Source organism: uncultured Sulfuricurvum sp. (assembly GCF_937936435.1).
In the GTDB taxonomy this organism is placed as follows: Bacteria; Campylobacterota; Campylobacteria; order Campylobacterales; family Sulfurimonadaceae; genus Sulfuricurvum.
Window position 1 is genome coordinate 1 of the sequence record NZ_CALDDG010000035.1, and the last position, 14103, is coordinate 14103.

Genomic DNA, 14103 nt, shown 5'->3' on the forward strand with positions numbered 1-14103 from the left:
CGAAAACGCGATTCTAGCCGTAGAGATGTTCGCCTATCGGCTCAAAAAGCAGCTCGGTGCCTTTATGGCGACGATGCAAGGGGTAGATGCGATCATTTTTACAGGGGGAATCGGCGAACATGCGGCTGATATCCGCACTTTAGTCTGTCAGGATCTCGAACATCTGGGGATCGTAATCGACCCGGAAAAAAACAATGCCGGAGTTCAAGCGATACATCATACAGACAGCCGTGTCGCCCTCCTCGTGATCCCTACCAACGAAGAGCTGCAAATCGCCATCGATGTTCAGCAACTCCTGAATCTACACCCCTAAAATCGGATCTTAGCGGATATAAATCACGACATTATTGTTTTTAGTCCGGATTTTCAGCCACTCTTCGATTTGTACCTTTTCTTGCTTCGTCAACCGTTTCGGAGCATTGGCATTGAGTACCAGCCGATATTTGCTGAGATTATGCTCGGCCGCGCCCGGATCGTAGCTTTGAGAGAGGAGGACATCTTTGACTTTCGGAAACAGCGCTTCGAGTTCTTTGGGAACCGCGCTGAAATGTTCACGGTTGATATTGATCAAGGCGGCATCTTTTTTGAGCTTTTCAATCTGTTCCTCTTTAGTCTCCAATGCCGCTTGCGAGTTTTTGTACAACTCCGTCACAATATCCGCTTTGAGTGTCGAAACGTCCAAATTTTCCCGCTCACCGTTTTGATAGACTTTGAGTTTGGCATTTTCAAGCCCCGCACTCGTTAAACGGTTGCTGATATTGTTCAATTCGCTTTGGGGTACGTGATCACCGATCAGAAAAACTTTGATCAATTGCGTATGCGGATCGATTTTGACCTGAGCGACATTGGTGTTTTTAAAATTGAGCTGTTCGTTCACAAAACTGTTCGCTTTGGCTTTGAACACCTCTTCTCCAACAAGCTGATACGCCAGATAAGAACTTGGCAACATGGTCAAAACAACAATGACGGCAATATAGCGCTGGGCTCTTTTCGCTACATCAGGATCGACGTATTTTTTTTCGGCGACGCTGAATACCCGTACGACGATAAACGACGAGAGGGCAATAAAAACGAAATTAATCGTATAGAGATAAAAGGCGCCGAAAAAATAGTTCCAATGCCCCGTCGCCAATCCGAATCCTGCAGTACACAAAGGCGGCATTAATGCCGTTGCGATGGCGACACCGGGGATAACGTTGCTTTTTTCTTTACGCGTCGCACCGACGATACCGGCCAAGCCGCCGAAAAATCCGATCAGAACATCCCAAGCCGTCGGTGTCGTTCGCGCCAATAACTCCGATTGTGCCGTATCCAGAGGAGAGATCAAAAAATAGAGCGTGGAGGTCAACAGCGCGATAATCGTTGCAACGAAGAGATTTTTGAATGCGCGCCGGATAAGAGCAAAATCGTTGATCCCGGCTCCGTATCCGATCCCCATAATCGGCCCCATCAGCGGCGAGATCAACATCGCCCCGATAATAACTGCCGTGGAGTTGACGTTCAGACCGATGGAAGCGACGAAAATCGCAAACATCAAAATCCATAGATTACTCCCTTTCATGTGGATATCGCCGCGAATCCGCTCGTCGATGACCTCATCCTCGGCTTTATCGTCGGTCAAACTCAACCGTTCACGAATGATCTCCTTGAGGTTGATCCATACCCGATGTTCCTGCATCGTATTCATCCGTTCTCTCCTGCTCTTATCATTCTTTTACCGAATTAATAATAATCCCTCCTCGATTATACCCGCTCTGTCCCTATTTCATCATCATATGCTATACTCGCATTTAAAAAGGAAACCATAATGTTACGGCTGATGATACCGATCCTTTTACTCTTACTCAGCGGCTGTACACCGCAACCTGCACCTAAAGAAGCGTCATCAAGCGCATGTTTATCATCCGAACAGCTCTCACGCTATAGCTATAATTCCCTTTCGCGTGTCGCCGCACTGCTCCAAGAAGATACGAAGACCATGAACGATTTCGATCTTTTTATCAATGCGATGAAAAATACCGTCAATAATTATGCCCAAATGATCCAATCGAGCGTTTATCTCTCCAATGCAATCCGTTTTCTGCCGATCCCATATGCGGGAGAAGTCTCCAACGCCACCAAACTGTTCTCTAATACCCTGCTCCATCTCAATACCGCCGGCGTCGCGCTCGACCGTTATCGCCAAAGCTCGGCATACTTTTTGAAAAGTTTCGCCAAACTCTCTCCCGACACCGCAACTCCCTCAGAACTGGCAAAACTCGCTATGTATGCCGATACCCGCATGATGGCGGATGCACGCGATCTTCAAATCGCGCTGCACAAAATATCTTCATCCGCTGCGATGATCGCCGCTACGGCGCAAACTCTTTCCAATGCCGCGGATTCGACAGGTAATTATCTCAATCAGGCCAAATCCCTGGTCGGAATGCAAAGCACGCAAGACGATAAAGTCAAAATAAACGAAAGTAAAACCTCTATCAATGCCCGTCTCGCACAGCTGAGCCAAAAAATCGCATCCTTGGAAAACAGTGCCGACACACACCGCCAAAATATCGCCAAAGCACGTATCTATGCCGATTTGGCGACTCAGCTCGATATCACTGAAACGACCCGCTGATTATTACGCCATTTTTTCTTAAAAAATTGCTGATTATGCCGATATAGTTACACTCCATATTAGGGAGGAAAGACCATGGATTCGATTAGTTCAACATCGGGTATGGGTCCGGAAATCTATGCGATGAAAAAAGCAATGGAGACGCAAGGCGAAGGGGTAATGAAGTTACTCGAAAGCGCCGGAGCGGCTTCTGCATCATCTAATAGTGTATCCGGATCCGCAGTGACCGGTATCGGTCAAACACTCGATATCCGGGCTTGAGGGCAATCCTGAATCAGGATTGCTCAATAGCTCTCTTCACCGACGGTGATGACAAAGTTATCATCCACTTCAACCACACCGAACGCATGCTGACCGCAAAAACTTTCATTTAACTCTTGTGCCCATGCACGCGCGATCCGCATCGCATTTTCTTTGTCATCAAAAGTCTTAATCTGAGGCATATTTTTTCGGATTGCGCATTTGCACATTTTTTCTACAACAACATGATATTCCATAATTTTCTCCTCTAGTGATCCGATTTACAGCCGCAGCCGCCTACCATACCGATGACAAAATTGTCATTCACTTCCACCAATTGAAACTCGTGTTTACCGCAAAAGTTCCCTTGCATATACGCCAACTGCGTTTGTGCGGCTTCATGAGCCGAATCTTTCGTTTCAAATGAGGCGATTTGGGAGAAGCCCTCTTTTTTCGCGCAGCTGCACAGTTTTTCAATAACTACGTGGTGTTCCATGCTCATATCCTTTTCAAGTAATTGTTACCTATCTGCATAGAACATTCCAGAAACGAAGTATCAACCGTTTCCCTCGTCAATCTGTGTTATAATAGTCAGTGTCCACTGTAACACCGAGGAAACTTGAATGAAGACAAAAGAGGCTTTCTGTACTCAACGCGCCTTCGTAACCGCTTTTGTCTATTTTGTATTCGGGACGTTATGGATTTTATTTTCCGATAATGCCGTCGAACTCCTCTCTCAAAACAACCTCAATCCAAACCTTTTGCAGACGTATAAAGGAGTTTTTTACGTTTTTGCCACCAGCATTCTCCTCTATTTTATGGTTTTGCGTTTTTTACACGTACAGGCAAAAGAGTACGCAAAAGAGATCGAAGCCCTGGAGACCCAAAATCGGCTTCGTGAATCTTTGGAGCAAACAGAGCAGATGTACCATGCGCTCTTTGACAATATGCTTGATTCCGTTGCTTATTGCCGGATGATTTACGCGGATACTACCCCGGTCGATTATGAATTTTTGCGTGTCAATCCCATCTTTGAATCGGTAACCGGAATAAAAGACCCCGTCGGACGAAAAATGAGTGAATTGATTCCCAATTACGCACGGGACAATTCCGAAACACTTGACGTATTCGGCGAAGTGGCTTCCAGCGGAAAATCGCGCAGATGAGAACATTACCTCAAAGCCGTCGACAAATGGTTCAGTTTTTCGATTTACAGTTTGCATGCGGGTGAAATCATCGTCATCGCTTCAGATGTTTCCGCTGAAAAAAAAGCGCTTCAAGCACTTAAAAACCAAGAAGAGATTCTCGAGCGTACCAGCCAAATGGCAAAAGTCGGGGGGTGGGAGATCGATCCGATCACACTAAAAGGGAGATGGACTGCCGAAGTTGCCCGTATTCATGATTTAGATATCGATACGGAGATCGACGTTCAAAAAGGGATCGGATTTTATACCGAAAACTCCAAACCTATTATTGCCAAAGCCGTTCACGACGCGATTAAAAATGCGTTACCTTACGATCTCGAGCTGGAGATCATCTCCGCTAAAGGGGTACATAAATGGGTCAGAACTACCGGAAATCCTATAGTAGACAACGGTCGGGTAGTCTCCGTACGAGGAGTGATGCAGGATATTACCGTCCAAAAACTGGCCCAGATCAAACTCGATGAGCAGCATGTACTGTTAGAAACCATCATTAACAGCTCCCCCGATGCCATTTTTGCCAAAGACAGGGAGGGCAAATATATTTTGTTCAACGAAGGGGCGGCAAAACTGGTCGGTATCCCGGCAGCCGAAGTTATCGGAAAAACCGATAAAGCACTCTTCTCTTCCGAAGCGGCAGATGCGCTGCGTGAAATCGACCGCTCGATTCTGGAATCCAAAACCATCAAAGATATCGAAGAGCACCTTACCGCCATCAACGGCGAGAGCAAATACTATTGGGCGACAAAGGGACCTTTATTCCGTGAATCGGGAGAGTTGCTCGGATTGTTCGGTATCTCCAGAGACATCACCGAACGCAAAAATGCCGAAATCAACCTCCTCCAGCATAAAACCATCTTCGAAAACCTTGCCGAAGGGGTTTATGCCGTCGATACCCAAAACCGCTGTACCTATATCAACAATGCCGCACTTCATCTATTGCAAATGACCGAAGAAGAGGTGTTAGGCCAGAAGCCTCACGATATTTTCCATCATCATACCGATGACGAAACCGGGAGTACCTGTTTGATAAATGACGCCGTTCTTTCCGGAAAACAGGTTCGTATAGAAGACCACTTTATCTCTAAAGAGGGGAATATTTTCCCTGTATCGGTCAGCGTTTCCCCGATTAGGCTTCAGGAGACGCTGATCGGCTCAGTGATCACGTTTGAAGATATAACCCAGCAACGGGCAAGCCAAGCATTTATTATCGAAGAAAAAGAACGCTTCGATTATATGGCGCACCACGATCCTCTTACCGATTTACCGAACCGGTTCAGCCTCTTAGAAACCCTTAAAAACAAAATGGGACGTACGCCGAGTCAGCCGTTTGCCTTATTATTTCTCGACTTGGACGGCTTCAAAGAGATCAATGATTCCTACGGACACCCGTTCGGAGATGCATTGCTGATACATTTTACACAGCTTCTCCATGATATTTGTACCTCTCATGCCTTCCTTGTCCGAAGCGGCGGAGACGAATTTGTCATTCTGACATCGACTACGGAACGCGAAAAGATTAAAATAACGATCGGCAAATTAGTCGAAAGGCTCTCATTACCGTTTTTAATAGATGGGACCGAAGTGTATATCACTGCCAGTATCGGTATCTCTTTTTATCCCGAAGATGCCGACACCCCCGAAGATATTCTGAAAAATGCCGATGCCGCTATGTACAATGCCAAAAGATCAGGTAAAAATACCTATAGCTTTTTTGACAAAATCCTCACCAAAGATATTTTGGAAAAAACCATCATCGCTACAAATCTCAAAAAAGCGATCGCGAACCACGATTTGCTGCTGCACTATCAACCCCAAATCGACCCACAAACGAACCGCATAATCGGGATCGAAGCACTAGTGCGGTGGATTCATGATGAAAAAATGATTCCGCCTACCCTCTTTATCCCTATCGCCGAAGAGAGGGGATTGATCGTAGAACTCGGTGCTTTTATTTTGGAACAGGGCTTTTCAGCGGCCCAACAGTGGGCCGATATGGGAATTTTACCCGGACGGCTCGCTATCAATGTCTCCGCACGGCAGCTTACCCATCCCAATTTTTTCAATCAGCTGGTTACCCTTCTTCAAAAAACCGCGTGTAATCCGGAATGGATCGAACTTGAGATCACCGAAAGCTCTATCCTCGAATATCCCGACAAGATGATTGTTTTACTGGAGAAAATTAAAAATCAAGGGTTCAAAATATCAATCGACGATTTCGGAACCGGATATTCGTCGCTCTCTTATCTGAAAAACCTTCCGGTCGATAAGCTTAAAATCGATATTTCGTTTATCCGGAACATTACCCACGAACCGAAAAACCAATCTATTGTCAAAACGATCATTGCCCTGGCTAAAGGGCTGGGAATGTGTGCTCTGGCCGAGGGTGTCGAAAGTTCCGAAGAACTCCAATTTTTATCCGACCACGGTATCGATTCGGTACAGGGATTTTACTATTACCATCCTATCAGCAAAGAGACGTTGCACGATCTCCTGATCCGTAAAAATGAGCTCTCTCCCCATATCGGCAAAGGGACCTTCTGCTAATATGAAATCAATCCTCTTCTCATTTATCCTTTTACTGCAATTGGGGTCTCTGACACTTTTATCCGGTAAAACGCAAAAACTCGATGTCGGTATCATCTCTTTTCGTCCGATCGATCAAAATCAAAAAATATGGCAGCCTTTGGCCGATGAAGTACACGCTTACAATTCCAATCTCGAACTAAATTTAACCTCCGGTTCTCTCTCGGAGATCGAACGGCTTGTCGCACAGAACCGTCTTGATTTTGTTATCGTCCACCCTGCCGCATTTATCGAAATGGAATATAAATACGGGATTACGAATATCGCTTCACTGATTCGGCAAACCAAACCGAACGGAGAGCATCTGATACAATACGGAGGAGTTATCGTCACCCTCGCATCACGCAAAGATATCGCCACCCTCAAAGACGTTCGCGGCAAAACGATCGTTACCACGCATAAAGAGGGAACAGCCGCAATGCTGATGGAGCAAGAGACTCTCATGGAAGCGGGAATCGACATTATCAAAGAGTGCCGCATGGTTTACAGCGGCCAACCGACTGAAAAAGTGATCACCGCTTTACGCGAACATCGGGCGGACGTTGCTTTTGTCCGAACCGGATACATCGAAGAGATGACCGAAAACGGGCTTCTAAAACCGGGAGAATTGAAAGTTATCGGAGCACGTAACGACATCGGTTTTCCTTATCTGCATTCCACACGGCTCTATCCCGAATGGGCCGTTGCATCGACCGATAGGCCCGATGTTCAAACGATTAAAGCCTTTACCGTCGCTTTATATCATATCCACACCGATGCATCCAAAGACTTTCATGAATTCAGTATCCCCCTCTCCTATCAAGGGGTTCGGACACTTATGGAAAAATTCCATGTCTATCCCTTTGACCGCTCTCCTACTTTTCTCGAATTCGTCAAAGAAAACAGTCTCATCGTCATCGGTTTTTTTGCCTTAATCGCTTTTGGAAGCGGATTGTTCACCCTCTACTATTTCTTCTCTTCGCGCACTCTGGTAAAACACTCCAAACAAATCGAAACGATTATGGCAACGGCAGGTGACGGCATCCATGTACATGATCAAGAGGGTAACCTTATCCTTTTCAGCGACTCGTTTGCTTCGATGCTCGGATACACACGCGAAGAGATGTCCGAACTCTCCTTAGAGGATTGGGATCACCATTTCAGTTCCGATGAAATATCCTCTCTAACCGAACAGATTATCCAGAATCGAACCACTTTTGAAACCCGGCATACACGAAAAGACGGAACGATCATCGATGTCGAAATCAATGCTAAATCGATTATGATCGATAACAAACGCTATTTTTTTGCCTCCTCCCGAGATATCACCGAGCAAAAACGTATCCATGCAGAACTGTTACGTCATAATATTATCTTTCAAAATATCGCCGAAGGGGTTTATGCCGTCGATACGGATAACCGATGTACATACATCAATGCTGCCGGAATGCAGCTACTGGGGTGGAGCGAGTCGGAAGTCCTCGGGAAAATCCCCCATACCCTCTTTCACCATAACCATTTTGTCGATGCCGATTATCCTATCGACGAATGTCCGATCGTTCAGGCGATACGGACAGGTGGCAGCACAACCCTGGAAGAGGTTTTCATACGGAAAGACAAATCGGTCTTTCCCGTCAATGTCACCGTTGCCCCTATCCATGAAAACGGTACTCTGATCGGTTCCGTCATCACCTTCGAAGACATAACGATTCAAAAAATCCACCAAAACAATCTGATTCAGGAAAAAGAACGTTTTAACTATATGGCCTATCATGATCCTCTGACCGATTTGCCGAACCGTTTGTACTTGGTAGAGTATCTGCAAGAGCAAATTGCTCGTCCCAATCACACCTTTGCATTAATCTTCCTCGATTTGGACGGTTTTAAGGTCATCAATGACTCATACGGGCATCGTTTCGGAGATCAGATTCTCATCCAATTCACCCGGCTTCTGCAGTCGGTTATGCCGGAAAGCACCTTTATCGTCCGTACGGGAGGAGATGAGTTCGTCACGCTTCTCCCTCATGATACCGATACACTTTTATCGCATCTTGAAACTCTGATCCATCGACTGAATCAGCCGTTTTACGTCAATCAGGTCGAGATCTATATTACCGCCAGTATCGGTATCGCCGTCTACCCCTCAGATGCTTCCACAAGCGAAGAATTGCTCCAAAATGCCGATGCGGCAATGTACGAAGCCAAGCGCAAAGGGAAGAATACCTACAGTTTTTATCAAAATGAGCTTACGGCAAATGCCCTCAGCCGTACGATTTTGACGACAAATCTCAAAAAAGCGCTCCAAAACCACGGATTAAGCCTCTACTATCAACCGCAAATCGATGTTAAAACAGAAAAAATCATCGGACTTGAAGCATTGATCCGGTGGTTTACCCCCCAAGGGGCAATCTCTCCGGGACAATTCATCCCTATTGCCGAAGAGACGGGGCTCATCGTCGAGATCGGCGAATTCGTCTTGTACGAAGGATGTAAAGCGGCAGTCGCGTGGGCAAATCAGGGGATTCTCCACGGACACGTCGCCATCAACGTCTCGGCCCGCCAACTGATGCATCATAATTTCATGAATACTCTCGACACCGTCATTCGTCAAACCGGCTGTAGTCCCTCTTATATCGAACTCGAAATTACCGAAAGCTCCATTCTTGAACAACCCGAAAAAATGATTTCGATGCTGCAAGTTATCAAAAGCAAAGGGTTCAAAATCTCCATCGACGATTTCGGAACGGGGTATTCCTCCCTCTCTTACCTTAAAAATCTTCCGATCGACAAGCTCAAAATCGATATCTCTTTTATCCGAAACATCACTCATGAGCCGAAAAATCAGACCATCGTTAAAACCATCATCGCTTTGGCGAAGGGGTTGGGCATGAGCGTTCTGGCCGAAGGGGTCGAAAGCACGGAAGAGAAAGCGTTTCTAAAAACGCATGAAGTCGATTCCATACAAGGATTCTATTACTACAAACCGATCTCTGCCGACGATATCACCGTACTCTTACAGGCGTAAACTCCTCACTCGCCGATCATTACGCGGTTACGTCCGTTTTCTTTGGCAAGGTAGAGCTGTTTATCGGCCTCTTTGTAGATATCATCGCACGACATTGCACTTTGAGACTCGTATACCGCAATCCCGATAGAAACCGTCACATATTCTCCCGCCGTGTTTTGAGCATGCGGAAGATGTAAATTTTCGACCGCCGAGCATATCCGGTTGGCCAGCGCATAATATTCGTCTCGGCTCATGTTGCTTAAAAGGATGCCGAATTCCTCTCCTCCGAGCCTGAAAGCGTATTCTCCGCTTCGCAATGTATACGAACGGAGTATTTCACTGATTTTGATCAATATCGTATCGCCGGCCGCATGCCCGTACGTATCGTTATACAGTTTGAAGTTATCGACGTCGAGCATCATTAAGGCTATCGAATAGCTGTGTCGGTTGACTCGATTCATCTCTTCTTGAATCACTTGGGCGTAATGACGGCGGTTGAACAGTCCCGTCAATCCGTCGGTGATCGCCAGGTCTTCTACTATTTTCTGATATGTAATATCATGTCGAACCGCCGTATAACCGACGATTTTACCATCTTCGATGTTCGGTGAGATCATCGTATCTACCCAATAATACCCTCCGTCGGATTTGAGATTCTTAATCTCTCCGCGCCATATTTTTCCGGCAGTTATCGTTTCCCACATCTCTTTAAATAGTGAATCCGGCATATCGGGATGGCGTATGATTCGATGATTTTTACCGATCAGTTCTTCTTTCGTATATCCGCTGATTTCGCAAAAGGCGACTGACGCATAAATAATCAGCCCGTTTGCATCGGTTTGAGACGTGATTACATGCTGATCGACGATATTAATATACTCTTGCAGTTTTTTGGATTTTTGTACAATTTTAGCTTCCAACGTCTGATTGAGTTTTTCAATCTCGCTTTTTTGATTGATCAGCAGTGTATTTTGGTCGCGAAGCTGCATCAGTTTATCGTATATATCGGATGACATCCGGTTAAAAGCATCCATTAGAATCTGCCATTCCAAATCGTATTTTTCTGTTTTGAACTGAACCCTATAATCTCCGTTCGACATTTTGACCGCATTATAGGTCAGTTCCTGTATCGGTCGGAACAACGATCGAAAGCCCGCAACCACCAGCATAATGACGATGACAACCCCCATGACGAACAATACACCCAGTGAAACGGTCTGTTTGTACCATTCATCCAGTAATTCGGATTCATTAATACTGACCGCTATTTTCCAATGCAACTGCGGCTCGTATCCCCAGGCTATCGCGACATCTCTCCCCGTTGCATTTTTGATATATTGTTGTCCGAACGTTTTCGTAAAAGCATTGTTTAACATTTTTGTCCGATCAGCGTCCAGAAAGTCGTATGAGCCGATCGGGGTATGGCGGATCGGTGCCATACTCATCAGTTTGTTCCCGTTCATCACAACGGCAAAAACCTTTCCTGAATTCCCCAGTTCAGAATAGTCGTTAAGAATCTTTTGAATCGATTTGTTATCGATCTGCGCCGCCAATACTCCGATGATTTTACCGTTTCTGATGATCGGTTTTGCCATAAATGCGGCGTAATCATGGCTCGGGGAATAATATTTGTAATCGGAGATATACGTTTCATGATCTTTCATAGCATCCCGAAAAACACGGCTCAGCTCACTATCGGCATACGGTCCGTTCAACAAATTGGTACCGTTATCACTCTCTTTTTTAACCGTATAGACGATATTGCCCGAAGAATTGATAACAAACATATCGTAAAACTCATTTTCATCGGCAAAAACGGAAAGGGTATTTCTCAGACTCAAAGAGGGGCGTTCCCAAAACTCCTCCGTAAACAATTGAGAGTCGTTCGATGTAAAATTGAACAGATGAATCAGATTATTTATTGCAATGTATTTGCATTTTACGTAAGTATCTATATTCTCCATTTTATGGGATAGAATCGTATTCATTTGCGACAATCCGTTTGCACGGATCGTTTCTCGGATTTGCATCGTGGCGGAAATGAGGACGGCAAACGTTACGATCGATACGGCGATCAACAATAAGACGGTTCGTCGAAGTACGGTTATTTTATTCTTGAGAGCCATTGCAACTCCTTTAGAGCCCTTATCATCGCATTTTCAAACTTGAATGAATATAAATTAATTTAATTTTTCGAAAAACCTGTTTTTCATGATAGATTATCATGGTTTTAGTACTTTTATAAGAGAATAATAGAAGCATACACCCTTTAAAAAGCTACTAGAAATTAAAATTCATCGGAAGCTAAGCGAGAGAAGCGAAAAATAGCGCTAGAATACAATAATGAATGGCAGTTCATAGCACTAACGGATAAAGATGAAAAATTTGCACGAAGAACATATTGAAATCACCCGAGAAGTCAAAGAAGCGATCAAAGAGATTAAAGTCGTTTTTCCGGCCTATTACGGAAAGCTTTACTCTGAAAAAGCCCATTTGCGCAATATCGAACTGAAACCGGACGAACTGTTGACCAATGAAATGCTGGACGAAAAAATCGTCCGTCACATCATTACCCTCTCCAACTGCGCCGATCAGGCGATCTTAGCGATCGAAACACAGGACAAGCTGATTTTGCAAGCCGTCTTATCCGAAACACGCAAACTTCAAGAAGAGATTCAAGAACTTCAAAAATTCGTTTACGAAGACAGCCTCACCAAAAGCTATAACCGCAAATGGTTTGAAGATACCGTATTGGAACACGATCACATTACATTGCGCGAAAGCGGCACGATCGCCATGGTCGATTTGAATAAATTCAAAGAGATTAACGATACGTACGGCCACGTCGTCGGTGACAAAGTTTTAATCCATATCGCTTTAAAACTCAAAGAAACGGGGGGACGGGTTGTCCGCTACGGAGGCGACGAGTTTCTCATTATATTCGATGCCGGTACCTCTTCACGCGATATCGATTCAAAGCTTTCGAAACTGCTCCAATATTTTGATAAAATCCATTTCAAAGTTGAAAAAAACTCTTTTAAAATCAGTTTCGCTTACGGAATCGCCCCTTTTACCCGCGGAGCCGATATTCCCCATGTGATCGAAGCTGCCGACAAAGCGATGTACAAACACAAAAAATCGTCTTAAACGCCGATAATCGCTTTTTTCCAGGATGCAAACGGCTGATATTGTCTGATCCACGGTACTATCGCGTCACGTTTCATCGGCCTCGCAATCGCATATCCCTGCGCTAAAAAACACCCCATCTCGATCAATTTGCAACCGATCGCTTCGCTCTCGACCCCTTCCGCAATCACCGCTTTATGGAATACTTTGCTTAAACCGATGATACTCTCAACAAGTGAGAGATCTTCCTCCTCCGTCAAAATATCTTTGACAAACGATTGATCGATTTTGACATTATGGATCGGAAAATGACGCAAATAGGTCAAAGACGAATATCCCGTTCCGAAATCATCCAACGAAAGCCTAAATCCCATATCAAGACATTGATTGAAAATCGATTTGGCATGCGTTATATCTTCCAGCATTGCCGTTTCCAATACCTCGAACGTCAAATACTCCGGTTTAAAATCGGGGAACTTGCTTACCAAAAGACGCAGTTCCTGTATAAAATGGGGATTGAGCAGCGTCTCTCCGGTAATATTGACGCTGACTATGATCGTGCATCCTTGTTCGTGCCATTGCAGACACTGCCCCATCGCCTGATTGATTGCCCAATAATCAAACGTTATTCCCAAAGGGTGACCTTTAAGTGCCGGCAAAAAAACCGCCGGAGAGAGAAGCCCTTTTTCGGGATGATTCCATCGTATCAACCCTTCCGCCGCAAAAACTTCACCGCTGAGCATATTGACTTTCGGCTGATAATACAGCTCAAATTCTCCGTTATTAAGCCCTTTTTGCATCTCTTTGAGCATATCGTGATGCTCTTTGATCGATTCATCACGTTCGACATCGAAAATATGGTACTGATCCCGTCCCATCTGCTTGGCAAGATACATCGCCTGATCCGCCCGGCGCAGTAAAATGTCGGCTTCGATATCCCCCGAAGATGTCAGAGCGACACCGATGCTTGCGGAGACCTGCACACTGTTTTGTGCGATGATATAAGGCGATTTTACCGATTCCAAAAAACGGTTGAGAATATCCTCCAGATTATGGATACTGTCAAGATCATTGAGTAGAACAACAAATTCGTCCCCCCCTATCCGTGCAACGGTATCATCCCCGCGTACCTCATCTTTGAGCCGTTGTGCGATACTGATGAGGACATTGTCGCCCGCTTTATGCCCATAAAGATCATTAATCGGTTTAAATCCGTCCAAATCGATAAAACAAACAGCCATCAGGCTTCGGTTCCGTTTTGCCCGCGAGATTGCCATACTCAGACGGTCTCCCAAAAGGGTACGGTTGGGCAGCGACGTGAGGGCATCATAATGTGCCATATAATC

General features: G+C 45.2%; 11 protein-coding genes and 1 pseudogene. 7 read left to right on the forward strand and 5 right to left on the reverse strand.

Translation table 11 applies throughout. The features are described 5' to 3' along the window. Window positions 1-313: pseudogene (locus Q0389_RS04310) on the forward strand (acetate kinase); the annotation flags it as partial. Between the two features lie 9 nt (window positions 314-322). On the opposite strand, the gene Q0389_RS04315 reads toward Q0389_RS04310, so the two are convergent. Then, a complete protein-coding gene (locus Q0389_RS04315; protein WP_298691981.1) occupies window positions 323-1687 on the reverse strand; it encodes a TIGR00341 family protein in 1365 nt (454 codons plus the stop codon). A gap of 120 nt (window positions 1688-1807) precedes the next feature. On the opposite strand from Q0389_RS04315, the gene Q0389_RS04320 reads away from it, so the two are divergent. Both Q0389_RS04320 and Q0389_RS04325 read left to right on the forward strand, forming a co-directional pair. Beyond that, complete coding sequence (locus Q0389_RS04320; protein WP_298691983.1) at window positions 1808-2617, forward strand: hypothetical protein; 810 nt, start codon at window positions 1808-1810, stop codon at window positions 2615-2617. Window positions 2618-2692: 75 nt separating this feature from the next. Next, window positions 2693-2878 (forward strand): hypothetical protein, encoded by a 186-nt coding sequence (locus Q0389_RS04325; protein ID WP_298691985.1) that lies wholly within the window; start codon window positions 2693-2695, stop codon window positions 2876-2878. Between the two features lie 23 nt (window positions 2879-2901). Here the strand turns inward: Q0389_RS04325 and Q0389_RS04330 are convergent, their stop codons facing one another. Together Q0389_RS04330 and Q0389_RS04335 are read right to left on the reverse strand one after the other, a co-directional pair. Further along, window positions 2902-3114: a hypothetical protein gene (locus Q0389_RS04330; RefSeq protein ID WP_298691987.1), complete on the reverse strand. Its 213-nt coding sequence runs from the start codon at window positions 3112-3114 to the stop codon at window positions 2902-2904. 11 nt (window positions 3115-3125) lie between these two features. Then, the gene (locus Q0389_RS04335; RefSeq protein ID WP_298691989.1) at window positions 3126-3353 is read right to left on the reverse strand and encodes a hypothetical protein; all 228 of its coding nucleotides are present in this window, start codon (window positions 3351-3353) and stop codon (window positions 3126-3128) included. A 127-nt stretch (window positions 3354-3480) separates the two neighbouring features. Between Q0389_RS04335 and Q0389_RS04340 the strand changes: the two genes are divergently transcribed. Genes Q0389_RS04340 through Q0389_RS04350 form a run of 3 tightly spaced genes read left to right on the forward strand, consistent with a single transcriptional unit; the run spans window position 3481 to window position 9649 of the window. Beyond that, the gene (locus Q0389_RS04340; RefSeq protein WP_298691991.1) at window positions 3481-4023 is read left to right on the forward strand and encodes a hypothetical protein; all 543 of its coding nucleotides are present in this window, start codon (window positions 3481-3483) and stop codon (window positions 4021-4023) included. A 51-nt stretch (window positions 4024-4074) separates the two neighbouring features. Further along, window positions 4075-6606, forward strand: a complete 2532-nt coding sequence (locus Q0389_RS04345; RefSeq protein ID WP_298691993.1) for an EAL domain-containing protein — start codon at window positions 4075-4077, stop codon at window positions 6604-6606. Between the two features lies 1 nt (window position 6607). Then, entirely contained in the window at window positions 6608-9649 is a 3042-nt protein-coding gene (locus Q0389_RS04350) for an EAL domain-containing protein (protein ID WP_298691995.1), read from the forward strand. 5 nt (window positions 9650-9654) lie between these two features. On the opposite strand, the gene Q0389_RS04355 is transcribed toward Q0389_RS04350, so the two are convergent. Then, on the reverse strand, window positions 9655-11757 hold the full coding sequence (locus tag Q0389_RS04355) for a diguanylate cyclase (RefSeq protein WP_298691997.1): 2103 nt from the start codon (window positions 11755-11757) through the stop codon (window positions 9655-9657). A gap of 250 nt (window positions 11758-12007) precedes the next feature. Between Q0389_RS04355 and Q0389_RS04360 the strand changes: the two genes are divergently transcribed. Further along, window positions 12008-12778 carry a GGDEF domain-containing protein gene (locus Q0389_RS04360; protein ID WP_298691998.1) on the forward strand — a complete coding sequence of 257 codons (771 nt, stop codon included), beginning with the start codon at window positions 12008-12010 and terminating at the stop codon, window positions 12776-12778. Here Q0389_RS04360 and Q0389_RS04365 read toward each other — a convergent pair. Continuing rightward, window positions 12775-14103 (reverse strand): EAL domain-containing protein (locus tag Q0389_RS04365; RefSeq protein WP_298692000.1); only part of this gene is annotated, 1329 nt, incomplete at its 5' end. The two genes, Q0389_RS04360 and Q0389_RS04365, sit on opposite strands and share 4 nt — an antisense overlap.